This is a genomic window from Agrobacterium sp. 5Ca39 (assembly GCF_055382365.1).
In genome coordinates this window covers 300889-324942 of record NZ_AP026437.1, presented here as the reverse complement: position 1 = coordinate 324942, position 24054 = coordinate 300889, and the positions used below count along the sequence as shown (strand labels likewise).

The 24054-nt window shown below is 59.9% G+C and carries 21 protein-coding genes and 2 pseudogenes; 10 read left to right on the top strand and 13 right to left on the bottom strand.

What is annotated here, in order from left to right; genetic code table 11:
- Position 1: 1 nt before the first annotated feature.
- The 3 genes from ACZ47E_RS15290 to amaB all read right to left on the bottom strand — a co-directional run bounded on the left by ACZ47E_RS15290 (position 2) and on the right by amaB (position 3535).
- A complete protein-coding gene (locus ACZ47E_RS15290; protein WP_004437949.1) occupies positions 2–781 on the bottom strand; it encodes an ABC transporter permease subunit in 780 nt (259 codons plus the stop codon).
- A gap of 16 nt (positions 782–797) precedes the next feature.
- Positions 798–1751 carry an aliphatic sulfonate ABC transporter substrate-binding protein gene (locus ACZ47E_RS15285; protein WP_035210700.1) on the bottom strand — a complete coding sequence of 318 codons (954 nt, stop codon included), beginning with the start codon at positions 1749–1751 and terminating at the stop codon, positions 798–800.
- Positions 1752–2005: 254 nt separating this feature from the next.
- Positions 2006–3535, bottom strand: coding sequence for an L-piperidine-6-carboxylate dehydrogenase (gene amaB / locus ACZ47E_RS15280; protein WP_278067675.1), 1530 nt, complete (start codon positions 3533–3535; stop codon positions 2006–2008).
- A 213-nt stretch (positions 3536–3748) separates the two neighbouring features.
- On the opposite strand from amaB, the gene ACZ47E_RS15275 reads away from it, so the two are divergent.
- Positions 3749–4651 (top strand): LysR family transcriptional regulator, encoded by a 903-nt coding sequence (locus ACZ47E_RS15275; RefSeq protein ID WP_006698048.1) that lies wholly within the window; start codon positions 3749–3751, stop codon positions 4649–4651.
- Positions 4652–4660: 9 nt separating this feature from the next.
- Here ACZ47E_RS15275 and ACZ47E_RS15270 read toward each other — a convergent pair.
- Positions 4661–5547 (bottom strand): annotated as a pseudogene (locus ACZ47E_RS15270) (DMT family transporter).
- 386 nt (positions 5548–5933) lie between these two features.
- Between ACZ47E_RS15270 and ACZ47E_RS15265 the strand changes: the two are divergent.
- Together ACZ47E_RS15265 and ACZ47E_RS15260 are read left to right on the top strand one after the other, a co-directional pair.
- Positions 5934–7265, top strand: a complete 1332-nt coding sequence (locus ACZ47E_RS15265; RefSeq protein WP_278067677.1) for a UDP-glucose dehydrogenase family protein — start codon at positions 5934–5936, stop codon at positions 7263–7265.
- Between the two features lie 83 nt (positions 7266–7348).
- Positions 7349–8371 carry an NAD-dependent epimerase gene (locus ACZ47E_RS15260; protein WP_278067678.1) on the top strand — a complete coding sequence of 341 codons (1023 nt, stop codon included), beginning with the start codon at positions 7349–7351 and terminating at the stop codon, positions 8369–8371.
- On the opposite strand, the gene ACZ47E_RS15255 is transcribed toward ACZ47E_RS15260, so the two are convergent.
- From ACZ47E_RS15255 to ACZ47E_RS15245, 3 genes are read right to left on the bottom strand one after another with little or no spacing between them, the layout of a single operon-like run.
- The gene (locus tag ACZ47E_RS15255) at positions 8372–9418 is read right to left on the bottom strand and encodes a glutathione synthase (protein WP_004437928.1); all 1047 of its coding nucleotides are present in this window, start codon (positions 9416–9418) and stop codon (positions 8372–8374) included.
- A gap of 10 nt (positions 9419–9428) precedes the next feature.
- Positions 9429–11306: a flavohemoglobin expression-modulating QEGLA motif protein gene (locus ACZ47E_RS15250; RefSeq protein ID WP_072495045.1), complete on the bottom strand. Its 1878-nt coding sequence runs from the start codon at positions 11304–11306 to the stop codon at positions 9429–9431.
- On the bottom strand, positions 11303–12121 hold the full coding sequence (locus tag ACZ47E_RS15245; RefSeq protein WP_022563483.1) for an N-formylglutamate amidohydrolase: 819 nt from the start codon (positions 12119–12121) through the stop codon (positions 11303–11305). Before ACZ47E_RS15245 ends, ACZ47E_RS15250 begins: the two co-directional genes overlap by 4 nt.
- Positions 12122–12410: 289 nt before the next feature.
- On the opposite strand from ACZ47E_RS15245, the gene ACZ47E_RS15240 reads away from it, so the two are divergent.
- From ACZ47E_RS15240 to ACZ47E_RS15215, 6 genes and pseudogenes are all read left to right on the top strand, one after another.
- Positions 12411–12632 (top strand): hypothetical protein, encoded by a 222-nt coding sequence (locus ACZ47E_RS15240; RefSeq protein WP_004437916.1) that lies wholly within the window; start codon positions 12411–12413, stop codon positions 12630–12632.
- A 17-nt stretch (positions 12633–12649) separates the two neighbouring features.
- Positions 12650–13210, top strand: a complete 561-nt coding sequence (locus ACZ47E_RS15235) for a DJ-1/PfpI/YhbO family deglycase/protease (RefSeq protein WP_004437914.1) — start codon at positions 12650–12652, stop codon at positions 13208–13210.
- A gap of 58 nt (positions 13211–13268) precedes the next feature.
- Positions 13269–13704 (top strand): annotated as a pseudogene (locus tag ACZ47E_RS15230) (PPC domain-containing DNA-binding protein).
- Positions 13705–13757: 53 nt separating this feature from the next.
- A complete protein-coding gene (locus tag ACZ47E_RS15225; RefSeq protein ID WP_278067679.1) occupies positions 13758–14618 on the top strand; it encodes a TIGR02587 family membrane protein in 861 nt (286 codons plus the stop codon).
- Between the two features lie 7 nt (positions 14619–14625).
- Positions 14626–15036: a TIGR02588 family protein gene (locus ACZ47E_RS15220; RefSeq protein WP_006698055.1), complete on the top strand. Its 411-nt coding sequence runs from the start codon at positions 14626–14628 to the stop codon at positions 15034–15036.
- A gap of 19 nt (positions 15037–15055) precedes the next feature.
- The gene (locus ACZ47E_RS15215; protein WP_464017006.1) at positions 15056–16282 is read left to right on the top strand and encodes an NAD(P)/FAD-dependent oxidoreductase; all 1227 of its coding nucleotides are present in this window, start codon (positions 15056–15058) and stop codon (positions 16280–16282) included.
- A 6-nt stretch (positions 16283–16288) separates the two neighbouring features.
- Here the strand turns inward: ACZ47E_RS15215 and ACZ47E_RS15210 are convergent, their stop codons facing one another.
- On the bottom strand, positions 16289–16774 hold the full coding sequence (locus ACZ47E_RS15210; protein WP_004437902.1) for an MgtC/SapB family protein: 486 nt from the start codon (positions 16772–16774) through the stop codon (positions 16289–16291).
- A 174-nt stretch (positions 16775–16948) separates the two neighbouring features.
- On the opposite strand from ACZ47E_RS15210, the gene ACZ47E_RS15205 reads away from it, so the two are divergent.
- Positions 16949–17449 (top strand): YciE/YciF ferroxidase family protein, encoded by a 501-nt coding sequence (locus ACZ47E_RS15205; protein ID WP_004437899.1) that lies wholly within the window; start codon positions 16949–16951, stop codon positions 17447–17449.
- Between the two features lie 75 nt (positions 17450–17524).
- Here ACZ47E_RS15205 and ACZ47E_RS15200 read toward each other — a convergent pair whose 3' ends face one another.
- The 5 genes from ACZ47E_RS15200 to mmsB all read right to left on the bottom strand — a co-directional run bounded on the left by ACZ47E_RS15200 (position 17525) and on the right by mmsB (position 24047).
- Complete coding sequence (locus ACZ47E_RS15200; RefSeq protein WP_044459434.1) at positions 17525–19861, bottom strand: glucose/quinate/shikimate family membrane-bound PQQ-dependent dehydrogenase; 2337 nt, start codon at positions 19859–19861, stop codon at positions 17525–17527.
- A 93-nt stretch (positions 19862–19954) separates the two neighbouring features.
- Positions 19955–20296 (bottom strand): hypothetical protein, encoded by a 342-nt coding sequence (locus tag ACZ47E_RS15195; RefSeq protein WP_022563475.1) that lies wholly within the window; start codon positions 20294–20296, stop codon positions 19955–19957.
- Between the two features lie 124 nt (positions 20297–20420).
- On the bottom strand, positions 20421–21206 hold the full coding sequence (locus tag ACZ47E_RS15190) for a 3-hydroxybutyrate dehydrogenase (protein ID WP_004437889.1): 786 nt from the start codon (positions 21204–21206) through the stop codon (positions 20421–20423).
- A 4-nt stretch (positions 21207–21210) separates the two neighbouring features.
- On the bottom strand, positions 21211–23166 hold the full coding sequence (locus ACZ47E_RS15185; RefSeq protein ID WP_278067681.1) for an acetoacetate--CoA ligase: 1956 nt from the start codon (positions 23164–23166) through the stop codon (positions 21211–21213).
- Positions 23163–24047 (bottom strand): 3-hydroxyisobutyrate dehydrogenase, encoded by an 885-nt coding sequence (mmsB, locus tag ACZ47E_RS15180; RefSeq protein ID WP_113380740.1) that lies wholly within the window; start codon positions 24045–24047, stop codon positions 23163–23165. Before mmsB ends, ACZ47E_RS15185 begins: the two co-directional genes overlap by 4 nt.
- Positions 24048–24054 lie beyond the last annotated feature (7 nt).

The window sequence follows — 24054 nt, the reverse complement described above, 5'->3', positions numbered from 1 at the left end:
CTCAGACTTTCTTGAAGGCTGGATGCCATTGCAGGAAGATGCTTTCGAGGAAGCGGGCAAAACTGTCGGCCAGCTTGCCGAGAAGCGCATAGATAAGGATCGAAAGAACGACGACGTCGATCAGCAGGAACTCGCGCGCCTGCATGGCCATGTAGCCGAGGCCCGACGAGGAGGAAATGGTTTCCGCCACGATCAGTGTCAGCCACATGATGCCGAGCGCATAACGCAGGCCGGTGAAAATCGAGGGCAGCGCGCCGGGCAGGATCACCCGCCGGAACAGCGTGAAGGGCGACATCCCGTAGGTACGGCCCATTTCCACCAGTTGCGGATCGACGCCCTGGATGCCGAGCAGCGTGTTGATATAGATCGGGAAAAACACGCCGAGCGCGACCAGAAAGAGCTTCGCTTCTTCATCAATGCCGAACCACAGGATGACGAGCGGAATGAGCGCCAGATGCGGAATGTTGCGGATCATCTGCAGCGTCGTATCGGTGAAACTGCGGGAGAACTTCGACAGACCGTTCGCCAGCCCGAAGATGAAGCCGATGGAGCCGCCGATGGCGAAACCGGCGAGTGCACGGGCGGAACTGACACCGATATTGGCGAGGAGTTCTCCCGAGAGCAGAAGCCGCCAGAAGGCTTCGGCGACTGCGGAAGGGGCGGGCAGCACATTGGCGGAAATCACCCCCGCGCGCGCCGCCACCTCCCATCCTGCAAGGATGAGTGCGGGAAGCAGCCAGCCGATGATGCCGCCGAACTCGATGCGCTTACTGCTGCTCACGGCATGTCCCTCCGGCTCAGTTGGTGGCGCCCGACCATACGGCATCCTTGATGCTGATCTGTTTCGGGATCAGGCCGAGACGATAAAAGCGATCCGCCGTTTCCTGCTGGCTGGCGATGATCTTGTCATCGATCTTGGTAATGCCGAATTCCGAACGGTTCGCGGCAAGCGTCTGTGCCTCCAGCGGCACGCCCGTCACCTCATGCAGCGCCGCAGCGACCTTGTCGCGATTGGCGGCGGACCATTTCGCGGCCTCACCGAGCGCATCGATCGTCGTGTTGATGGTGTCGCCATGCGATTTGGCGTAGTCGCGATTGGCGAGGAAATAGGTGCTGACAGCAAGCACATCGCTGGTGCGGGCCAGCGTCACCGGCTTGTATCGGGTTTCGGCAATCGCATAGAAAGGATCCCAGACGGCCCAGGCGTCGATCTTGTCGCTGGCGAAAGCTGCCGCGGCATCGGCAGGACTGAGATAGGTCACCTCGATATCGCTGAATTTCAGGCCGTTCTTTTCCAGAGCCGCGACGAGCAGGTTATGTGCACTGGTGCCTTTGCCAACGCCAACCTTCTTGCCCTTCAGATCGGCAACCGACTTGATGCCGCTTTCGGGTTTGGTGAAGATCGCCTCGCCCTTACCGTTCGAGGGAAGCGCCGCCACATAAACGATGGCCGAACCCGCTGCCTGGCCGAAGATCGGCGGCGCATCACCCGTCCAGCCGACATTGATGGAGCCGACATTCAGGGCTTCCACCAGCGGCGGGCCTGCGGTGAATTCGACCCATGAAACCTTCACGCCCTTGGCTTCGAGCGCCTTTTCGATGACGCCCTGCTGGCGGGCGATAACAGGCAGGCCGGTTTTCTGATAACCGATCTTCAACTCTTCCGCCGCCCCTGCCTGCAGCGGCAGGACGGAGAATGCGGCGGCGGCAAAAAGGCTGGCGGAAAGCGCGCGTCGGGTGATGGCTGGCATTTCATCTCCTTATCACCAGCCCCTCTGGCCGGATCACGATATGGAGCAATGCTATGGTTTTCCATTAAAACGATAGAGAGACGATAATTCAATATCGGCAATGTTGCGGGAATAAAATTTCGCGCAACCACATGTTTTCCGCAAATCATCGCGGAGGCCCTTGTCAGACCCATCAAATAGAAATGCCGGCGCGGAGGAAGCCGCACCGGCATGATGGATCAATTTCTCTTTCGACAACGCGATCGAAAAGTCGATTACTCGATATCGAAGGAAACCCCCTGCGCCAGCGGTAGCGCCTTGGAGTAGTTGATCGTGTTGGTGGCGCGGCGCATATACGCCTTCCACGCATCCGAACCGGATTCACGGCCCCCGCCGGTTTCCTTCTCACCGCCGAAGGCACCGCCGATTTCCGCACCCGACGTGCCAATATTGACGTTGGCGATACCGCAATCGGAGCCTTCCGACGACAGGAAACGTTCCGATTCCTGTATGTCGCGGGTGAAAATGGACGACGAAAGACCGGCGGCAACGGCGTTGTGCGCTTCAATCGCCTGATCGAGATCGCTGTACTTCATGACGTAGAGGATCGGGGCGAAAGTCTCTTCCAGAACGGGGCCAACCTGCTTCGGCATTTCGACCAGCGCCGGTTTCACATAATAGGCATCTGCCGCACCGGTATCCACGCGCCCGCCCCCATTCACCACGCCGCCGGCCGCCTTGGCCGCTTCGAGGGCTTTCTGCATGGCCTCGAATGCCGCCTTGTCGACCAGCGGGCCTACGAGTGCGGAGGTTTCCAGCGGGTTGCCGACGGAGACGGAAGCATAGGCCTTTTTCAGGCGTGGCACGAGCTCGTCATAAACGCTGTCATGCACGAAAAGGCGGCGAAGGGTGGTGCAGCGCTGGCCGGCCGTGCCCATCGCACCGAAGGCGATGGCGCGCAATGCCATGTCGAGATCGGCAGAGGGGCAGACGATGCCTGCATTGTTGCCACCGAGTTCAAGAATGGCACGGGCGAAGCGTTTCGCCAGACGCGGCCCGACATCACGGCCCATGCGGGTGGAGCCGGTGGCCGAAACCAGCGGCACCTTGGGATTATCCACCAATGCCTCGCCGACCGCGCGGTCGCCGATCAGCAGTTGGGACAGACCTTCCGGCGCATCGCCGAAGCGGGCGGCAGCGCGTTCGAAAATGCCCTGCACGGCAAGCGCCGTCAGCGGCGTCTTTTCGGACGGCTTCCAGACGACCGCGTTACCACAGACGAGGGCAAGTGCGGCATTCCACGACCAGACGGCGACGGGGAAGTTGAAGGCGGAGATGACGCCGACGACGCCGAGCGGATGCCAGGTTTCCATCATCCGGTGGCCGGGGCGTTCGGTGGCGATGGTGAGGCCATAAAGCTGGCGGGAAAGACCGACCGCGAAATCGCAGATATCGATCATTTCCTGCACTTCGCCCAGACCTTCTGACGGGATTTTGCCCGCTTCCAGCGACACGAGACGGCCGAGATCGGCCTTGAAAGCGCGCAGTTCTTCACCAAGCAGCCGGATCAGCTCACCACGGCGCGGCGCGGGAACATTACGCCATGCCTTGAAGGCAGCATCCGCCCTGTCGATGACGGCCGCTACGCCCTCGACCGAAACGGTCTTCAGACTTGCAATCCGCTCGCCTGTCACCGGGCTGAAAGAGGCCATGTCGCCGCCAGTGTAGAGATCGCGGGCAACGCCCATCCTCTCGAGCAGGGCGGCGGCTTCCTGTTTCACGTCGAGCTTCGTGGTTGCATCCATATCAATCGTCCTTCTGGCTGAGAGGGAGGAAAGGCCGCCTTGATACGGCGCTTTCAACTCCCGTCGCTCTTCTTTCCCCGGAATTCGTTATATGTTCTGGGAACTCGCTCCGTCGAACTCGGCAAAACCCCGTTCCATTCTTTCCCGTAATCATATATGGGCATTATGACCCTTTTCCAATGAGGAAAGCGGGTAAGTTGATGCGAGAATGGAATGGATCCGCGTAGAAGACTGGTCCCTGACATCGTCACCCTGCAGGCGTTCGAATGCGCCGCACGGCATGGCAATTTTACCCGCGCTGCCGAAGAACTCAACCTCACGCAGAGCGCTGTCAGCCGACAGATCGGCGAACTCGAAGCGCAGACGGGGATGCAGCTTTTCGAGCGTATCCGCAGACGGGTGGTCCTTTCAGAGGCGGGGCGCAAATTCCTGCCCGATGTGCGGCGCCTGTTGCAGCAATCCGAGCAGCTGATGGTGCGTGCGGTTTCGGCGGGAACATCGCATGCATCGCTATCCGTCGCGACGCTGCCGACCTTCGGCAGCCGCTGGCTGATGCCGCGCCTGCACCGCTTCATCGACGCCAACCCGGATATGACGATCACAATCGGCTCGCGCTCGCATCCCTTCGATTTCGACGAGGAGGGCTTCGATCTGGCCATTCACTACGGCCAACCGGTCTGGGCACATGGCACCTGCACATTCCTGTGCGATGAGGTGATCGTACCCGTCGCCAGCCCTGCCCTGCTGCGCCATGCGGCGGTGACGCGGCCTGAAGACCTGACGCGGCAGCCATTGCTGCATGTCACCACGCGCCCGAAACTGTGGACGGAGTGGCTGGAAATGAACGGGGTAATGGCCGAAAATGCCTATCAGGGCAGCCGTTTCGACCAGTTTTCCATGATCATCGAAGCCGCCGCGAGCGGTATCGGTTTCGCCCTTCTGCCGAAATATCTCATCGAGGCAGAACTTTCCTCCGGCCGCCTCGAAATCGTTTTCGATATGCCTTTGCAGACCGACAAGAGCTATTATGTCGCCCTGCCGGAAGGGCGGCAGGACAATGCGCTCGCCCGTGCCTTTCAGGCCTGGCTGCTGGATCAGGTTGGCAAGCCGTTATAGCTGTGCGCATTAGAGGCGATTGCGGAAAAACGGGTTCCAGCGCACCGTGCCGAGCCTGACCTTTTCCCGGATCATTGTCAGCAGCCCGGATGCGGCGATGACGGCGAGCCCGAGTACCGCAATGGCGTCAGGATATTCGTGGAAGAAGGCCATGCCCATCGCGACTGCCCACAGGATTTGCGAATAATGAGAAGGGGCGATCTGGCTTGCCGGTGCAATGCGGGTTGCCACCAGAAGCGTGATCTGCCCTGTCGCCGTGCAAAGCCCGATAAAGGCAAAGGCCAGCAGCTGGTGCAGGTTGGGCATGACAAAATCGGGAATGGAGGCAATGCCGTTGAAGGTGAGGCCGTAGACCAGCAGCACACCCATGATCGAGGTGCGCTTTTCCTTGCCCGCAAGCGAGCGCAAAAGCACGATGGTCATGGCCGCCAGGAAGGCGACGCCTATAGCGGCGATATGCCCAAGTTCCAGCGTCTTGAAACCTGGCCGCACGACGAGGATGACGCCGACGATGCCGGCCAGAACCGCCGCCCAGCGCCAGGGCCCGATATTCTCCTTCAACACCACGGCGGAAAGCACGGTGACGAAGAGCGGTGACAGAAAGATCAGCGCATAGGCTTCCGCCAGCGGAATGGTGGTGAAGGCGTAGATACCAAAAATTCCCGCAAAAAGACCGGAAATGGCGCGCCCGTGCACCGCGAAGGGCCGGCTCATGCGCCAGAATTCGCGCCACCTTTCCTCACGCGGCTTGCTGAAGAAGATGAAGAAGCCGGAAAAGAGAATGCTGAAGAAGCCGATTTCGAAAACGCTGATCTGCGATCCAAGCGACTTGATGGTGGCATCGCCCATGGAAAGGTCGCGTAGGCGAACAGACCGAGCAGAAAACCCTTTTGCATTTAAACGTCCCCGAAAATCGACCGCAACGCAAAGCTTCTCCCAGCCGCGTGGAACGCGGCCCGGACGCCCCCACTCCGGGGGACAGACAGTCTGGCAGATTTTGATCCTCTCCCTATGGCTAGACCCGGCTACCTATGAGTGCAAGCCGGAAAAATCGTAAAATGGTCCGATTGAACGCGACCAGTGCAAATGGCTGCAAGGTGCGGCAAATTTGTCCCGTCACCGCCATCACATCCCCGTCATGGAAAGACGTTAGCCGGTGTTGATCGCGGCGCTTGGCGGCGGGCATGAAGGCGGCTAAATATTATCCTGCGATTTTCACCCGATGATTTCCCCGGCTGATATTGCTGCGTTACCATGGCCTCGCTAACCGAAAGGAAAAAGAATGCGGATTGTGATGATCGGTTCGGGTTATGTCGGCCTTGTGTCCGGTGCGTGTTTTGCAGATTTCGGCCATGACGTGGTTTGCGTCGACAAGATGCCGGAAAAGATCGAAGCCTTGAAAAATGGCCATATCCCGATCTTCGAGCCAGGTCTGGAGACCATCGTCGGCAACAATGCCAAAGCCGGGCGGTTGAGCTTCACCACCGATCTTTCCGCCGCCGTTGCCAAGGCCGACGTGGTCTTCATCGCGGTCGGCACGCCTTCGCGGCGCGGGGACGGCCATGCCGATCTCGGTTATGTCTATGCAGCGGCAAAGGAAATTGCCCATGCGCTGGATCGTTTTACCGTAATCGTCACCAAATCCACCGTTCCCGTCGGCACCGGCGACGAAGTGGAACGAATTATCCATGAGGAAAACCCCTCGGCCGATTTCGCCGTGGTTTCCAACCCGGAATTTCTGCGTGAAGGTGCGGCGATAGAGGATTTCAAGCGGCCGGACCGTATCGTCGTCGGCCTGTCGGATGAACGTGCCCGGCCGGTCATGACCGAGGTTTACCGCCCGCTTTATCTCAACCAGTCGCCGCTGCTCTTCACCACAAGACGCGCTTCCGAACTCATCAAATACGCCGCCAACGCCTTTCTGGCCATGAAGATCACCTTCATCAACGAAATGGCCGATCTGTGCGAAAAGGTTGGCGCCAATGTGCAGGATGTCTCGCGCGGTATTGGCCTCGATGGCCGTATCGGCCCGAAATTCCTGCATGCCGGCCCCGGTTATGGCGGCTCCTGTTTTCCGAAGGATACGCTGGCGCTCGCCAAGACCGCGCAGGATTATGATGCGCCGGTGCGGCTGATCGAAACCACCATCGCCATCAACGACAACCGCAAGCGCGCCATGGGCCGCAAGGTCATCAACGCGGTGGGTGGTGACGTGCGCGGCAAGAAGATCGCCGTGCTAGGCCTCACCTTCAAGCCGAATACCGACGACATGCGCGACAGCCCGGCGATCGCCATCATCCAGACCCTGCAGGATGGCGGCGCGAAGGTGGTGGGTTACGATCCGGAAGGCATGGCGAATGCCCGCCATCTGATCGAGGACATCGATTACGCAACCGGGCCTTATGAGGCTGCGGAAGGCGCCGACGCGGTGGTCATCGTGACGGAGTGGAACCAGTTCCGCGCCCTCGACCTGCCGCGCCTCAAGGCGATCATGAAAAGCCCGGTGCTGGTGGATTTACGCAATATTTACCGCACCGACGAAGTCGCCGCCCATGGCTTCATCTATGCCGCCGTCGGTCGCCCGCAGGAAGGCGGGTCGGATAACGACGCTTGAAGGCGCCGCCATCGCAGTTTCATCAAAAGGTTTTCTGCGTTTCGGTTTAACCGCAGACGCACCAATGGATTCGGGAAATCATCATGCGTTATCTGGTCACCGGCACAGCAGGCTTTATCGGCTTTTACGTCGCCAAGCGTCTGCTCGATGCTGGTCATTTCGTCACCGGCTTCGACGGCATGACGAAATATTACGATGTCAGCCTCAAGGACAAGCGTCACGCCATTCTTTCCCGTTCCAACGGCTTCCGGGCGGAGATCGGCATGCTCGAGGATAAGGATGCGCTGAAGCGCGCGGCCGACGCCGCCGAGCCTGAAATCATCATTCATCTCGCCGCCCAGGCGGGTGTGCGTTACAGCCTTGAAAATCCCCGCGCCTATGTCGATTCCAATCTCCTTGGCTCGTTCAACATGCTGGAGCTTGCCAGAAGCCTTGATGTCAAGCACCTGATGCTGGCATCGACCTCCTCCATCTACGGCGCCAATGAGAAAATCCCGTTTGCGGAAAGCGACAAGGCCGATGAGCCGATGACGCTTTACGCCGCCACCAAGAAGTCGATGGAACTGATGGCGCACAGTTATGCCCATCTGCACAAGCTGCCCACCACCGCCTTTCGTTTCTTTACAGTCTACGGTCCTTGGGGGCGGCCGGACATGGCGCCGATCAAATTCGTCGACGCCATCTCGAACGGCCGCCCGATCGATATCTACGGTCAAGGCAGAATGAGCCGCGACTTCACCTATATCGACGACCTGGTGGAGGGCATCGTCCGACTGAGCGCGGTCATCCCCTCCGAGGAAAACCGCGTCACACAGGAAGGCGTCACCGACACGCTCTCCCACCATGCACCGTTCCGCGTGGTCAATATTGGCGGCGGCCAGCCGGTGGAATTGATGCATTTCGTCGAGACGGTCGAAAAAGCGGTTGGGAAACCGGCGGTCCGCAACATGCTGCCGATGCAGCAGGGTGACGTTCCCCGCACTTTCGCCTCGCCCGATCTTTTGAAAGCTCTTACCGGCTACGTGCCGCAGACGTCGGTCGAAGAGGGCATCAAAGCCCTCGTCGCCTGGTATCGGCAGATGCAATCCTCCGCGCTGCAGGAATAACTACAGCGTTGCCAGCAGGCGATTGGAGATGGTGCCGCCGGACGCGCTCTGCATGGCGATCTTGGTTTCCACTGCCTCTATGATCGTGTCGCTGAAATCCATATCCGTGAGGTCGCGGATATTGGAAAGCCCGCCCGGTGAAAACACGTTCACCTCCAGTATCTTGTCACCGACGATATCAAGTCCGACAAGGAACATGCCGTCCTCCACCAGCTTCGGCCGCACCATTTCGGCAAGCGCCACGATGTCGTCTGTCACCTTCACGGCCTCCGCCGTACCGCGGGCGTGGATGTTGGAACGCAGATCGCCTTTTGCAGGCACACGGCGAAGGGCGGCATATTTGCCGTCGCGCATCAACGGCCGGCCGTTCATCATGAAGAAGCGGATATCGCCGTCCTTAGCAGCCGGCAGATAGGCCTGCGCGATCAGATAACCCTCGAGGCTGACGGCTTCGAAAATCTGGTTGAGATTGGTTTCCTTGCTGGAGCCGATCTTGAAGACGTTCTTGCCGCCGGAGCCCTGCAGCGGCTTGACGATGACGCCTTTTGGATGGGCATCGGCGAAGGCTCGGATTTCATCCACATTGCGCGAAATAATCGTGGTCGGCCGGACGATTTCGGGAAAGCTCTGGAAATAGAGCTTGTTCTGCGCCAGCGCCAGACCTTCGGGATCGTTCAGTACGACGACACCGCGCTGTTCGGCGAGCCGACCGAACAGGATGCCGGCATGGACCGCCCAGGGCCGTGTGGTCTGGTCGAGCGAGGGATCGTTGCGCAGCATCAGAGCATCGACCTCCTCGACATCCATGGTCCGCCGTTCCAGCGTCTTGTCCTGAAGAGCAGCATGAAACGCTTCGGATTTCTTGTATTTCGCCTTCGGCAGCACCGTGGCATGGATCGTCAGGCTGTCATCCGAACGCAGGGTAAAGTCACCCGGCGTCAGATAGATAACCTCATGGCCGCGATTGAGCGCCGCCATGGCCAGCAGGCCGGTTGCAAAATTCGGCCCCTCGGTTTCAATCGAATTGACGAAAAATGCGATACGCATGAAGCCCCTCCTATAATGTCGCGAGTTCGGCAATGGATATTCCCGCCCGGATTTTTTCCAGACGCTCGTTGGCCCTGGCCGGCAGCAGGAATGCGGGCCTGACGCCTGGCGGGCGCAAAAGGCCGCGCAGGGCAAGCTCCTGCATGACCGGGAAATGCTGGGCGGCTATCTTGCCCATCCAGAACGGATCGAGCGCACCGCCCTTGCGCAGATGGTCCAGCACCTCGGCCAGCCCGCGCAGATAGATCGCGTCCTTCGAGAGGCCGCCGCCGCGATAGATGCGCAACGTCATGTTGAAGGCGCCAGCCTCATCAAAACCATGGTCGCGGGTCATGAGCCGGAACGTCTCCACAAAGCTGGCGCCATCCAGCATGGCGGCACAGCCGACGACGCGGGCCGCAATCAGCCGCAGGCGCTCGCGCGTCATTCCGCCAGCCAGATGCTCCGCGAGCACCGCCAGCCCTTCCTGCACGCCCTCATAGCCGGAGAGGCCGGTACGAAAGAGCCTGAGCCCCTGAAACGACCCATTGAAATAGGTGAGGAGATGCACGCCGATCTCATGCGACAGGAGCGCTTCGACACGGCGCTGTTCCATAACGGTGTGCCGGGAAATAAGAAGTTTCTCGCCCGTCACCATCAGACCCGGCGGCAGGTCGTCGCGGATTTCTACCCGTGCCTTGAAGCCCGGCTCCTCGGCCAAGTAGGACTCGACCATCTCGCGCGACTTCCGTGCGACGGCGTAACAATCTACCATCGCGATTTCGCCGCCCTCCTCCCGGCGGGGACAATCCTCCAGCACCCGCAGCGCCAGCGTCAGCAGCGCAGGTTCGACGGCGCCATAGAGGGCGCGGGAAAAATCCGTGAAAGTGCGCCGGTGCAGATTGGCCAGCATCGTCAGTTGCAGATCGATCTCCTGCTGTTTCTCCCGATAGAGATGGTAAAGCACCGGATCTTCCAGATGATCGAAAACAACCGAATACAGCTTTCGCTTCTGCTCCTCGACATCGACGCCCAACGGCCGGTAGAGAAGACGCGGCGCGAACTGGAAGCTGCCGTCCCGAAACTCCTCGAAGGCCCGGCGGGCATTGATTGGCGTGACGGAGAGAAGGAAATCGAAGGACGATACGATATCGTCGATGGACCTGTCTGCGCGCCTGACCGCATCGACGAAGGCCTTGCGGCCGAGCGCCCTGTGGCTGGTCACCTTGAGCGCGTCCATCCCTGCAGAGAATGACGAGAAGGCTTGCAGGCCCGCGTCGAAAAGATCGGCGATCATAGTCTCGCGCAGGCCCGGATAATCGGCACCGGATTCCGGCTGTCTATAGATCGGCGCGAAACGGACACTGATACAGGGAAAGTCCAGTCCTGCATTCTGAAACCGGAGGATCGGGTCGCCTTCCGGCTCGGGCCGGGTGATGCGCGGTGTACGAAACCGCACCTCGGCGTCACACACAGCCTTGATGAATACCCGACGGGCCTTTTGTGTTTCCGGTTCGGCTGTCGCCGAGACGGAGACCTCATAATGCGGTAAGAAGGGTGAATCGTCGGCAAGCAGGATGTCGTGCTCCAACTCACCGATATCGAGCACGATGAAGGCTCCGAAACGCTCCCGCATGGCCGTACCCACGGCCTCGATCAACGGCGCGGCCTCCTGAACGGTCGAAGCAATGAGATAGGAAGCGTGAGCGGCGGCAATGTCGCGCGCGGCAAGATCTTTCGTGCCGCCGGTCAGATGCAGGCACAGGAAAGGTAGTGGCCGGTCGATATGAAGCCGGCCGTCTTTGCCGATATCGCGACGTATCGCCTTGCCTGCCTGGAGGCAGGATGTCACGTCATCCACCAGCTCGGCAGTGGGAGAAGGGACATCACGGGCGGCAGAAACATTCATCGCCGCGACCTCAGACATTCCTCGACAACGGGCTGAAGTGCCGTGATCATGTCCCGTATTTCCGACACTACGCGCCTGTCCGGCTTTCCGGTCCATTCGTCCATAAAGAATTTCTTGAACTCGATAGCGATGGCACAGCCGTTTTCCGCGAAACGCTCGTGGATGAAACGGGTCTGTTCCCCCTTGCCCTGAAACGCCACGTTCTCGCGGACATCAAGACGGCGTCCGGCAATGGTCGCTGAAGCGAAATGATGACCGACGGCGCTGACGATATCGTTCCAGCGGCTGCGGTCCATGGAAAAGGTGCCGATATTGATATCGGGTGCTTCCGCAGGCGTGGTCGGCGGCGCAGCCGGACCCTGCCGGCGATGGTTGTAGGTGTGCACGTCTAGCACGACAAAAGCGCCGTGCCGCCGTTCGAGCGCGGCCAGCGTATTTTCCAGCATCGCGTAATAATCCGCGTGGAAATCCAGAGATTGCCGGACCGCTGCCGGCGCAGGCTCCTGTTTCCATACCTCAAGCCCCCAGGATTGTTCCGGCTTCAGATAGATGGCCTGATCGGCGGCGCGGTTGAGGTCGATTTCGAAACGTGAATGATGCACAATGACGCGGTTGGTCAATCCCGCAATCATGTCGCCGGTGAACGGATCTTCCTCTCTCAGGCGTTGTTCGCCCGATAGGGCCATCAGCCCGGCTATATCAGGCCGTATGCGGTGACCGTCATGGATAGCCGTGCCGATAACCGGCGAATTGCCAAACCCGATCGTCCAGAAGCCCGTATTTTCATCCTTGCCGTCGCTGTGTCTGGCTACCATGCTGCCTCCCCTGCATCAGGGGTAGAACAGCACAAGCGACCCGTTTGTTCCGGCAAAAATTGCGCGCGATTTATTGGGCTGCAGCACGCATGCGCCGTCAAAAAATGCGGAACCATACCGGAAAGCTCACGTTGTTCTGGCAGGAGGGCCGCCGTGTCAAACGGACATGATGGCGCTGAAGAACATCGGGGTTTTTCCGTTTTCTCCCGGTGGCCAACGAAACGGCAGTCGAGCTTCTTACCCATCCGGCGTCCCTCCGTTCCCGATTCCACACACAAGGAGCCGCGACATGGAAAAAACCGAAACGCGCAAACTTGCGGAAGAATATCTGCGGCTCGGCGGCACGCGTCAGGTGATGATCGACGACAACAAGACATTTGTGCGCCAATGGGAGCACGAACCAGCTGCAGCCGAGACATTCTGGCAGACGCACATCGAACCGCTCGACGCGGAACGCCGCAAGGACGTGGAATTTTTCCTCCCCTCCGTGAATTCGGACAAGGAAGATTGAACCCAAAGGAGACAGATATGACTGCTATTAACGCCGCAAAAATCCTGATCCTGGCAACCGACGGCTATGAACGCTCGGAGCTCAGGGTGCCCTACGATCAGCTCAAGGCCAAAGGCGCGGATGTAAAGATCGCCTCTATCAAGGAAGGAGAGATCAAAAGCTGGGATGAAAAGGACTGGGGCGACAGTATTGCCGTCGATCTCCTCGCGAAAAGCGTTCGCCCGGATGATTTCGATGCGCTGGTGCTTCCCGGCGGCCAGATCAATCCGGACGTGCTGCGCCATGACGAAGACGCCATGCGGGTGGTCCGCGATTTTCTGAAATCCGGCAAGGTGGTAGCGGCCATCTGCCACGCGCCCTGGCTTCTGGTCGAAGCCGACGCCCTTCGTGGCCGTGACGCCACATCCTATTGGTCGATCAAGACCGACCTGAAAAACGCCGGCGCCAACTGGAAGGATGAAAAGGTGGTCACCGACAAGGGGATCATCACCTCCCGCAGCCCCGATGATCTTGACGCTTTTGTGGCCAAGATCGTCGAAGAGGTGGAGGAAGGTCGCCACGAGCGCCGTGCCGCCTGATAAGCTCCGCAATTCCTTGTGCCGCCGGCTTCCGGCGGCACTGTTTTGGGAGGAAGTCATGAAAAGCAGATTGCTGGCGAGCGCCGCCGAACGTACCTTCATTCTCGTGATCGAGCCGGATGAAGAGGCATTCGACGCGATCCGCCGCTTTGCACGGACCGAAAACATCAACGCGGCCTCGGTGACGGCGATCGGTGCCTTCTCCACCGCGACGCTTGCGTTTTTCGACCTTTCATCGCGAGAATACAAAGAAATACCCGTGACGGAACAGAGCGAGGTCCTGAGCCTGCGATATTACCCTTGACGAAAAAGATACGCCGAACCCGCACCTGCATGTCGTTCTGGGCTTTGCCGATGGCTCGACCAAGGGCGGGCATTTTCTGAAAGGCGTGGTACGACCGACACTGGAGGTGGTTATCCGCGAAACACCCGCAGAACTGCGACGCAGCTATATCAGTGACTTCGGCATAGCCCTCATCGACCCCGCGAAATAATCCCGCGGAACCGGAAAAACGCCATTGCGTTATCTCTTCACACGGGGGATGGCATGGCGGCGACAATCGATCGGGACGGTGAAGGCGACCACGAGGTCAGACAGTTTCTGACAGGTCTGGCGCGAGGAACGGCGGGCGCATTGCTGTTTGCCCTGCCCATGCTGATGACCATGGAGATGTGGTTTCTGGGCCTTTACATCAGCCCATGGCGGCTCCTGCTGCTTTGCGTCCTCAACCTGCCGCTGCTTCTACTTCTCGCCCGTCGGATCGGATTCGAGAATATTCACTCCTGGAGCCAGGCGGCGCGAGACGCAATAACCGCCTACGGGCTGGGCGTCGCGGTGAGCGCGGCCGCACTTCTGCTGTTCGGTGTCCTCAACGACCAGATTACCGCCTCCAACATCGTCACAAAGGTTGCGTTACAATCCGTTCCCGCGAGCATAGGCGCCCTGCTTGGCCGCAGCCAGCTTGGACAGCATTCCGATGAGCAGGATGAAGAGAAAGGCGAATATTCGGGCGAGACCGGATATCTGCACGAGCTTTTCATGATGGTGGTGGGTGCGCTCTTTCTGAATCTCAACGTCGCGCCGACGGAAGAAATGATCCTCATCGCCTATAAGGTGACCCCCTATCACATTCTCGCCCTGTGCCTGCTGTCGATCGCCATCATGCATGGTTTCGTCTACGCGCTTCATTTCAAGGGCTCGCATCGGCTCCACGAGGGACAGAAATGGTGGCAATCCTTCATCCGCTTCACCCTGCCGGGCTACGTCATCGCCATCGGCATCAGCATCTACACGCTCTGGACTTTCGAACGCCTCGACCACACCTCCCTGTCGCAGATATTGAATGCCGCCGTCATTCTCGGCGTTCCCGCCTCGATCGGCGCCGCCTCGGCCCGGCTGATCCTGTGAGGACATCATGACAATCTCCAAGGATGGAAAACACACGGAAAGTTCCGATCCGCACTGGATCGAATGGGTCACGGGCGCCATCTGCACCCTGCTCGTCGCCGCCATGCTCGGCTGGATCCTCTACGACATCTATCGCTACGAACCGGACGACGCCCGCTTCGAGATCGCCGTGACAGACGTTAACGGTGAGCCGGGGCAATATCGGGTGAAATTCGATATCCGCAATCTCTCAATGACGACGGCGGCGCAGGTGCAGGTGCGCGGAGATCTGCAGCAGGACGGCGGCACGCAGGAAAGCGCGGACGTGACATTCGATTACGTTGCCTCGGAATCGCGCGACAGCGGAACGCTTTTCTTCCGCAACGATCCCGCAGGCGGGAGGCTTGTCATCAACGTCGCCGGCTATACCGAACCGTGACAGTTTTCAGGACCATTTCATGACCGCATCAGACCTGACGAAGGAACGCGACCTCAGGGAGTCAACCCCGCTCTGGGCCGATACGCCGCGGATCAGTGTCAGAAGCGGCAAGACGCCGAAAGACAACCACTACGACACAATCGTTGTCGGGACCGGCATCAGCGGCGCGCTGGTGGCCCACTCGCTGCATCGCCCGGGACGATCCATGCTGATCGTTGACCGACGCGAACCCGTCAAAGGCAGCAGCATGGCAAGCACCGCAATGATACAGCACGAGATCGACACGCCGCTGACGAAACTCCGGACGATGATCGGCAGGGAGGCCGCAGACAGGGCTTGGCAGCGCTCGGCGCGCGCGGTTCTTCGTCTGGAGGAAATCGTCACCTCGCTCAATATTTCCTGCGGCATGAGACGAAAACAGGCACTGTACCTCGCCGGTGACGACATGGGTTCGCGCGCTCTGAAGGCAGAGGCGGATGCCCGCGCAGAAGCCGGCATCGGGGCTGAGTTTCTCGGCGCCGCGCAACTGAGAGAGCATTATGGCTTGGAGCGGACCGCCGCCATCGTCAGCGACATATCGGCCTCCGCCAATCCCGCCCAGTTGACAGCGGGTCTGCTGCGCCATGCCGCGAGCGCTGGAGCGGAAATCGTCGCTCCTCTGGAAATCACCGATCTCAGAAACGTTGGCGACGAAGTAATCGTCGCCACTGCCAACGGGAAAATCCTCTCCGCCGGCAACATCGTATTTTGCACCGGGTATGAGTTCTTGAAAGCGCTTGAAAGCCCGACACACCGGATCATTTCCACCTGGGCGCTGGCCAGCAGAAAAGGACTGGATCTGCCGGACTGGCTGCAAAGCCACATCGTATGGGAGGCGGCAGACCCCTATCTCTATCTGCGAACCGACCGTGAGGGACGAGTGATTGCCGGCGGCGAGGACGAAGAAAATCCTGTCTCCTATCAGTCGAAGAGAAAGCTGGCAGGCAAGACACGAACGATCCACCGCAAGATTGAAAAACTGCTGGGCGTGGATATCGGCGAACCCGATTATCGCTGGGCGGGAGCCTTTGGTACGACCACCACGGGCCTGCCGCTGATCGGCCTCGTTCCGGGCATGAAGAATGTCTATGCGGTGATGGGGTTCGGCGGCAACGGCATCACTTTCAGCCAGATCGCCGCCGAAATCGTGGCCGCCGCCATCAATGGCGGTACCGACCCCGACGCCGATCTTTTTAACTTCCGCTGATGCCGTTCATTCATCCTTGATACCGGTTACCACCTGGATACGGCGAAGCGTCCACAATACGACGATGCCCATTGCTGCGGCGAGCAGAGCGAGCGGCCACATGCCGAGACCGGCCGAGAGGCCGATCGCCGCCGAAAGCCACATGCTTGCGCCCGTCGTCAGCCCCTTGACGTCGCCCTTGGTGTAAACGACCACACCTGCGGCGAGAAAGGCGATACCGGCGGTTACGGCTTCCACCAGTCGGATGGGATCGAGCCGGGCTGCCTCATGCCCTTCCGCCATCGTTTCCATCATATGGATGGTGATGACGCAGAAAGTGACGGCGGCAAGGCCGATGAGCATATTGGTGCGCAGACCAGCGGTGTTTTTGTGAAATTCGCGCTCCAGACCGATCAGGCCGCACAGGATGACCGCGCCGAACACGCGCACCAGCAGCACCTCGAACGGAATGGAAATATTCATGGAAAATTCTTCTGCAAGGCTTTGGGGCACTGTCGCGTCTCCTCCCGGAAATTTCTCCACACTAAGTTCGAAAAGGCGCGATGGTTCCGCACAGCAATATAAACGTTGCGTACAACCGAACCGGAACCATAGGAGCAGCTGAAAGTTTGTTTCCCGTGCGCATGAGCGCACATCGTGCATTTCCACTTCATGGGAGAAGGACCAATGGCCGAGAAGAAACTCGACGACCTGTTTTACGACACGCTGAAGGACATCTACTACGCCGAAAGGCAGATCCTGAAAGCCCTGCCGAAAATGGCGCGGGCGGCGACCGACCCGAAGCTGAAGCAGGCTTTCGAAAAGCACAAGGAAGAAACGCAGGGCCACGTAGAGCGCCTGCAGGAAGTATTCGAGATCATTGGCAAGCGCGCCCAGGGCAAGACCTGCGAAGCCATCCAGGGCATCATCGCCGAGGGCGAGGAAATCATGGAGGATTTCAAGGGCACCGCCGCCCTCGACGCCGGTCTCGTCTCATCCGCCCAGGCGGTCGAACACTATGAAATCGCCCGCTACGGCACGCTGAAGGCCTGGGCGGAAAAGCTCGGCCATACCAAGGCGGTATCGCTGCTCGATGCCACTCTTAAGGAAGAGTCGAAGACCGACGACGCGCTGACCGCGCTTGCCAAGACTTCGGTGAACGCCGCGGCCGAGAAGAAGGCCGCCTGACGCCATCCGCATCGGCTCAAAGAAAAACCGGAATGGTCACCCATTCCGGTTTTTTATTGTCGTCGTAGCCTGAAGTTACGGCAGGGTGTAGGCGATGACGTAGTCGCCCGGTTTGGTCCCGACGGAACCGTGACCGCCCGCAACCATCACCACATATTGCTTGCCGTTTTCCAGTGCATAGGTCATCGGCGTTGCCTGACCGCCAGCGGGCAGGCGCGCTTCCCAGAGCTGCTTGCCGGTGGTGAGGTCATAGGCCCGCAGATAATTATCCACTGCGGCACCCAGGAAGGCTACGCCGCCCTTGGTGATCATCGGTCCGCCAATTCCCGGCACGCCCACCTTGAAGGGGAGCGGCAGCGGGGTCATGTCATAGACCGTCCCGTTCTTGTGCTTGTAGGCCACATCCCCGGTGCGCAGGTCCGCGCCGGCGACATAACCCCACGGCGGCGCCTGGCAGGGAATCTGCAGCGGGCCGAGGAACGGTCCCATGAAAACGCCATAGGGCGCACCGTCATTACGGTTCAGACCCTGCTCGCTGCCCTTTTCGTCCTGACCCTTGGGCGGAATCTGATCGCGCGGGACGAGCTGGGAGGTGAAAGCGAGATAGGTCGGCATACCGAACATGACCTGCCTTTCAGGATCCACAGCCACACTGCCCCAGTTGAAGGTGCCGAAATTGCCGGGATAGATGATCGAGCCGGTCAGTGACGGCGGGGTGTAGCGGCCTTTGTAGTTCAGCTGGTGGAAGCGGATGCGGCAGGCGAGCTGGTCGAACATGGAGACGCCCCACATGTCCTTTTCCTGCAATGGCTCCGGCTTGAACGAGAGGGCCGTTGTCGGCTGCGTCGGCGAGGTGAAGTCCTCGGGGATCGCACCGCCCGGGGCTGGCTCCTCCGTGATCGGCAGAAGCGGCTCGCCGGTGCGCCGGTCAAGAACGTAGATATCCCCCTGCTTCGTTGGCCCGACGAGCGCAGGAACGGTCTGACCATCCTTGGTTATGTCGAGCAACACCGGCTGGGCCGGCACATCCATGTCCCAGAGATCGTGATGAACCGTCTGGCGCACCCAGCGATCCTTGCCCGTATTGATATCGAGCGCGACGATGGAGGAAGAATATTTCTCCACATTCTCGCTGCGGCCCATGCCGAGCTGGTCCGGAACCTGATTACCGAGCGGGACATAAACGAGCCCGAGGCCTTCGTCATAACTGAAGACGGACCAGCTGTTCGGCGAGTTGGTCGTGTAGGTCTCACCGGCCGCAATCGGCTCGGTCTTTTGCGGGTTCCCGGAATCCCAGTTCCAGATGAGCGCACCGCTGTTCACATCGAAAGCGCGGATCACGCCGGACTGTTCCTGCGTGGAGTAATTGTCATTCACCGCGCCGCCGATGATGATCTTGCCCGCAGCAATCACGGGCGGCGATGTCGAATAATAATAGCCGGCGGGATTATATTTCATGCCCTGCTCGAGATGCAGCACACCCTGATCGGCAAAGGAGGTGCAAACCTGGCCGGTGGCGGCATCGAGCGCGATCAACCGTGCATCCGACGTGGGCAGATAGACCCGCTCGGCGCAGGCCGTTCCCGGCGCGGCACCCGGTTCGGCATAATAGGACACGCCGCGGCACGTCTGGTGCTGGCGATCCGGATTGAGGCCGACATTCGGATCGTATTTCCATTTTTCCTTGCCTGTCGCGGCATCGATGGCGATGGCCCAATTATGCGGCGTGCAGATGAAAAGCGTATTGCCGATCTTGAGCGGCGTCACCTGATAGGTGGTTTCGCCCACATCGTCCGGCAGCTTCACGTCGCCGGTCTGGTAACGCCACGCCTCCTTCAATTGCGAAACATTGTCGACATTGACCTGGGTCAGTGGCGAATAACGCTGCCCATAGGGCGTGCGGCCATATTGATGCCAGTCACCATCAGGCACGTTGCCGCCATAGGCCGGCGTCGCGGACGCCGTTTCCTGCGGCAAGGACCCTGGCTGATCATGCGGGTCCTGTGCCATCGAATATCCGGCAACGGCGATGGAAGCGAGAACGGAAAGCGCCAGCGGCCATGCATTCGGCCCATAGCTTAGCCCCGTCGGGCTTGCAAAACCGAGTGGCTTCCTCACCCAGGGCACCAGGAGCCAGAGGCCTATCACAATAATAAAACCGCCGCGCGGGCCAAGCTGCCACCAGTCAAAACCGACTTCCCAGACGGCCCACGCAAGTGTTGCGACAATGAACACGGCATAGACGTGAAGTGCTGCGCGATTGCGCTTGAAGAGCAGAACGGCCGTCAACAGAAAGGCCAGTCCGGAAAGCACATAATAAAAACTGCCCCCAAGCATCACAAGCTGGGAGCCGAAACCGAACAGCGCAAGGCCGATGAGCGTGAGAAAAACTGCAGTGACGGTGACTGCCATGAATGAAACCCCCGATTCCTGTCACTTTGTGTGAAATGAAATCGGGAGCAATATGGTTCCATTCAAACGCCACGAAAAATCATGGCATCTGCGTCACGGGTTCTGCGGCGCCCCCGTGGAGTCCTGCGGGGAGGGGTTTCGCTCCGTTGAAGCCGGCGGCGAAGCACGGCCGTTCGCGGGATTGTTGTCGAAGCTTTCCGAACCCGAGGGCTGCTGCGGGACGGGGGCGTTCTCCGTCTGCGGATTTTGCGGCAGGTTCTCGTCCGGTTCGAAAACCGCGTATTCCACGACAGCCCAGACCACCAGCGCTAACAACACGCTGACGATCAGAATGACAAGAACCGGACGTCCTGTCGATCCTTGCCGTGCCCGTGTGGCCGTCTCCTTTTTCGGAGCATCCCGACCGTCGAGATAGCTGGTATTTTCTCTGGCCATGTCTTTCACTCCCTAAACTCTGTCAATCTAATCCACAGGGAGAGGTTTTGTTCCCGCGAGGGGCCGGCGCATTCGACATGGTGCAATCTGGCCCTTACCGGAAGAGGGCGTCCGGGCCTCTCGGTTATTTCGCGGTCCAGCCGCCATCGATGGAAATGGTGGTGCCGGTGATGGAACGGGCCATATCGCCAGCGAGATAAAGTGCCATTTCGGCGATTTCCTCCGGCTGGATGAAGCGTCTTGTCGGCTGCGGCGCAAGCATCACCTTTTTCACCACATCTTCCTCACTCATGCCGTGTACCCTCGCCTGATCCGCGACCTGCGCGGCCACAAGCGGGGTCCAGACATAGCCGGGGCAGATGGCGTTACAGGTGATGCCGAGTTCGGCAACCTCCAGCGCAACGCTTTTCGTCAGTCCCACCACCGCATGTTTGGTTGCCACATAGGGCGCCTTGAAGGGAGACGCGCGCAAACCATGCGCGGAAGCGATGTTGACGATGCGGCCCCAGCCTCTTTCCTTCATGCCCGGCAAAGCAGCGCGGATGGTGTGAAAGGCGCTGTCGAGAGAAATGGCAACGATGCGGGAAAAATCCGCGAAGTCGAACTCATCGATCGGCGCGACCTTCTGAATGCCGGCGTTGTTGACGAGGACATCGACATGGCCGAATTCCGCAATGACCTTTTCAGGCAGATGCGCGCTTTCTTCATAGTTCGCGAGGTTGGCGGAGAAATAGGCCGGCCTTTGCCGCGCCACTTTCCCTACAGCCTCCAGCGCCTGCGTCGCCTCCTCCACCGTTTCTATGCCATGCACAGCGACCAGATAGCCCGCCTCGGCGAAACGCCTGGCGATGGCAAGTCCGATGCCGCTGGTGGAACCGGTGACAAGCACGGTTTTCGGTTGATCCTCCATGGGCCTAGTCCTTCAGCTGCGGCAGGTTGCGGAAAAGTTCGAGCGCTTCGGGATTGGCGAGCGCATCGGCATTCTTCACCGGCCGACCATGGATGGTGTCGCGCACCGCGATTTCGGAAATCTTGCCGGAGCGTGTGCGTGGGATAGCGCTGACAGCAATGATCCTTGCCGGCACATGCCGCGGCGTCGCCCCCGAACGGATGCGGCTGCGGATGGTCTTTTCCAGCTCTTCCGTCAAGGCAGCACCACCCTTCATGCGCAGGAAGAGGATGACCCGCTGGTCCCCGTCGATATCCTGCCCAACGGCAATGGCCTCCTCTACTTCGGGCACGGTTTCCACCTGCCGGTAGATTTCCGCAGTCCCGATGCGCACCCCACCTGGATTAAGCGTCGTGTCCGAGCGTCCATGGATCACATAACCGCCGGAGGGCCGCAGTTCGGCGAAATCGCCATGCGCCCAGACGCCGGGGAAACGATCGAAGTAGGCGGCCTGATAGCGCGAACCATCCTCATCGCCCCAGAATTTCACCGGCATGGACAGATGCGCATTCCGGCAGACGAGTTCACCGGGGACGCCGCGAACGGAACGGCCCTCATCGTCAAGCGTATCGATATCCATGCCGAGCATCGCGCCCTGCAATTCACCGCGATGAACCGGCTGTAGGGGATTGCCGCCGAGGAAACAGGCGCAGATGTCAGTGCCGCCGGAAATGGAGGCGAGATGCACATCCGCCTTCCAGTCGCGATAGATATAATCGAAGGATTGCGGGATGAGCGGCGAACCAGTGGAGAGAATTGTTCGCAGCGATGAAAGATCATGGCTTTCCCGCGGTTTCAGTCCCGCCTTCAGGCATGCATCGATAAATTTCGCAGACGTGCCGAACGTGGCGATCCCTTCGGCGTCGATGAGATCGATCAGCCGGCCGGGCGTCGGATAGCCGGGATTGCCATCATAGGTGACGAGGGTGGTACCGAGCGCGAGACCGGAGACCTGCCAGTTCCACATCATCCAGCCGCAGGTGGTGAAATAGAAAAAGCGCTCACCCTCCTTGATATCGCATTGCAGTTTCAGCTCCTTCATGTGCTGAAGAAGCAGGCCGCCGCCGGAATGGGTGATGCATTTCGGCTTGCCTGTCGTGCCGGAGGAATAAAGGATCACCAGCGGCGCCTTGACGGGCAGACGGTTGAAGACAATCTCGCCCGCCGCATAAGGCGCAACGAAAGCCGCAAGCGTGACGCAGCCGAGATCAGTAAGGCTTTCGGGAACGGTTTCACCGATCAGAACGATCTTTTCAGGGGCCGCACTTTCCGCCACGGCGCGGATGGTCGGGCCGACGTCGATGCGTTTGCCGGCATAACCATATTCCGGCACGGCGATGATGATTTTCGGGCCGATCTGAGACAGGCGGTCAGAGGCGCCTGCCGGGCCGAAATCCGGAGAGCAGGACGACCAGATGGCACCGATGGCGCTCACGGCCAGATATCCCACAATCGCCTCTATATCATGGGTGACGATCGCCCCGACGCGATCACCTTCCTGCACCCCGGCATGCACGAGCGCCTGCACCATGCGGGACACTGCGTTGTAAAGCCCCTTGCGGCTTATCTCGCGCCTTGTACCATCGTCACGATGGGCGATGATGGCCAACCGCTCATCGGCATCGCGCAGCAGGTTTTCGGCGTAATTCAACCTCGCGCCCGGATAGAACTCAGCCTCCCGGATCGTCGCGCCCGGCTTGAACGCAACGTCGCCGCGCGTGCCGATAATGCCGAGCTCGTCCCACAGCGCATCGTAAAACTCTTCCGGCGCGTCGATGGACCAGCGCAGCAGGCCGGCATAATCATCGGCGGCCTGCCCGTGTATCTTTGCGGTTCTTGTCGCGAAGGCGAAGAGCGCCGAGCGCTTCACCCTCTCTTCCGGCGACACCCACAGAATGTCCGATGGCGCGGCGGCTGTCATGCTCTGCTCCCGCGCAGCATCTCAACGATGGCGGAAAAATCACGCCCGCCCTGCCCGTCGTCAACGAAGCTCTCATAAAGCGCTGCCGCAGCAGCACCGAGCGGTGTGGAGGCGTCAGCACCATTGGCCGCCTCCTGAGAAAGCTTCAGGTCCTTGAGCATCAAGGCTGCGGCGAATCCGGGCTGGTAATCCTTGTTGGCGGGTGATGTCGGCACCGGACCCGGCACCGGGCAATAGGTGGTGAGCGACCAGCATTGCCCGGAAGATGTGGAGGCGACATCGAACAGCGCCTGATGCGAAAGCCCGAGTTTTTCGCCGAGCACAAAAGCCTCGGAAACCGCGATCATGGAAATGCCGAGGATCATGTTGTTGCAGATCTTGGCCGCCTGCCCGTTGCCGCCCCTGCCGCAATGCACGATCTTTTTGCCCATGGCTTCCAGCAGCGGCTTCGCCGCCGAAAAAGCCTCCGCCTCACCACCGCACATGAAGGTCAGGGTGCCGGCGGCCGCACCGCCCGTGCCGCCGGAAACGGGGGCGTCGACCGAAGGGCAGCCGGCGGAAGCGGCCAGTTCATGCGCCTTCAATGCGCTTGCCATATCCACGGTCGAGCAGTCGATAAGGAGCGTTCCGGCAGAGATTTTACCAATCAGATCGCCATAGGCCGAAACGACATGTTCGCCCTTGGGCAGCATGGTGATGACCACATCAACCGCGTTGACTGCTTCGGCAGAATTCGCGGCAACCGGAATGCCCGCCTCCTTTGCCGCTGCACGGCAGGCTTCGGCAAGATCGTATCCCCTGACGGCATATCCCGCCTTGACGAGATTGGCGGCCATCGGCAGGCCCATATGTCCCAGCCCCAGAAAAGCGATGGTCTTCATCGGTAGG

Bases quoted from the DNA above. Each gene is read 5' to 3' on its own strand.
- ACZ47E_RS15285 (WP_035210700.1), bottom strand. From the start codon at position 1,751: ATGCCAGCCATCACCCGACGCGCGCTTTCCGCCAGCCTTTTTGCCGCC.
- amaB (WP_278067675.1), bottom strand. From the start codon at position 3,535: ATGGATGCAACCACGAAGCTCGACGTGAAACAGGAAGCCGCCGCCCTG.
- ACZ47E_RS15275 (WP_006698048.1), top strand. From the start codon at position 3,749: ATGGATCCGCGTAGAAGACTGGTCCCTGACATCGTCACCCTGCAGGCG.
- ACZ47E_RS15265 (WP_278067677.1), top strand. From the start codon at position 5,934: ATGCGGATTGTGATGATCGGTTCGGGTTATGTCGGCCTTGTGTCCGGT.
- ACZ47E_RS15260 (WP_278067678.1), top strand. From the start codon at position 7,349: ATGCGTTATCTGGTCACCGGCACAGCAGGCTTTATCGGCTTTTACGTC.
- ACZ47E_RS15255 (WP_004437928.1), bottom strand. From the start codon at position 9,418: ATGCGTATCGCATTTTTCGTCAATTCGATTGAAACCGAGGGGCCGAAT.
- ACZ47E_RS15250 (WP_072495045.1), bottom strand. From the start codon at position 11,306: ATGAATGTTTCTGCCGCCCGTGATGTCCCTTCTCCCACTGCCGAGCTG.
- ACZ47E_RS15245 (WP_022563483.1), bottom strand. From the start codon at position 12,121: ATGGTAGCCAGACACAGCGACGGCAAGGATGAAAATACGGGCTTCTGG.
- ACZ47E_RS15240 (WP_004437916.1), top strand. From the start codon at position 12,411: ATGGAAAAAACCGAAACGCGCAAACTTGCGGAAGAATATCTGCGGCTC.
- ACZ47E_RS15235 (WP_004437914.1), top strand. From the start codon at position 12,650: ATGACTGCTATTAACGCCGCAAAAATCCTGATCCTGGCAACCGACGGC.
- ACZ47E_RS15225 (WP_278067679.1), top strand. From the start codon at position 13,758: ATGGCGGCGACAATCGATCGGGACGGTGAAGGCGACCACGAGGTCAGA.
- ACZ47E_RS15220 (WP_006698055.1), top strand. From the start codon at position 14,626: ATGACAATCTCCAAGGATGGAAAACACACGGAAAGTTCCGATCCGCAC.
- ACZ47E_RS15215 (WP_464017006.1), top strand. From the start codon at position 15,056: ATGACCGCATCAGACCTGACGAAGGAACGCGACCTCAGGGAGTCAACC.
- ACZ47E_RS15205 (WP_004437899.1), top strand. From the start codon at position 16,949: ATGGCCGAGAAGAAACTCGACGACCTGTTTTACGACACGCTGAAGGAC.
- ACZ47E_RS15200 (WP_044459434.1), bottom strand. From the start codon at position 19,861: ATGGCAGTCACCGTCACTGCAGTTTTTCTCACGCTCATCGGCCTTGCG.
- ACZ47E_RS15195 (WP_022563475.1), bottom strand. From the start codon at position 20,296: ATGGCCAGAGAAAATACCAGCTATCTCGACGGTCGGGATGCTCCGAAA.
- ACZ47E_RS15190 (WP_004437889.1), bottom strand. From the start codon at position 21,206: ATGGAGGATCAACCGAAAACCGTGCTTGTCACCGGTTCCACCAGCGGC.
- ACZ47E_RS15185 (WP_278067681.1), bottom strand. From the start codon at position 23,166: ATGACAGCCGCCGCGCCATCGGACATTCTGTGGGTGTCGCCGGAAGAG.
- mmsB (WP_113380740.1), bottom strand. From the start codon at position 24,047: ATGAAGACCATCGCTTTTCTGGGGCTGGGACATATGGGCCTGCCGATG.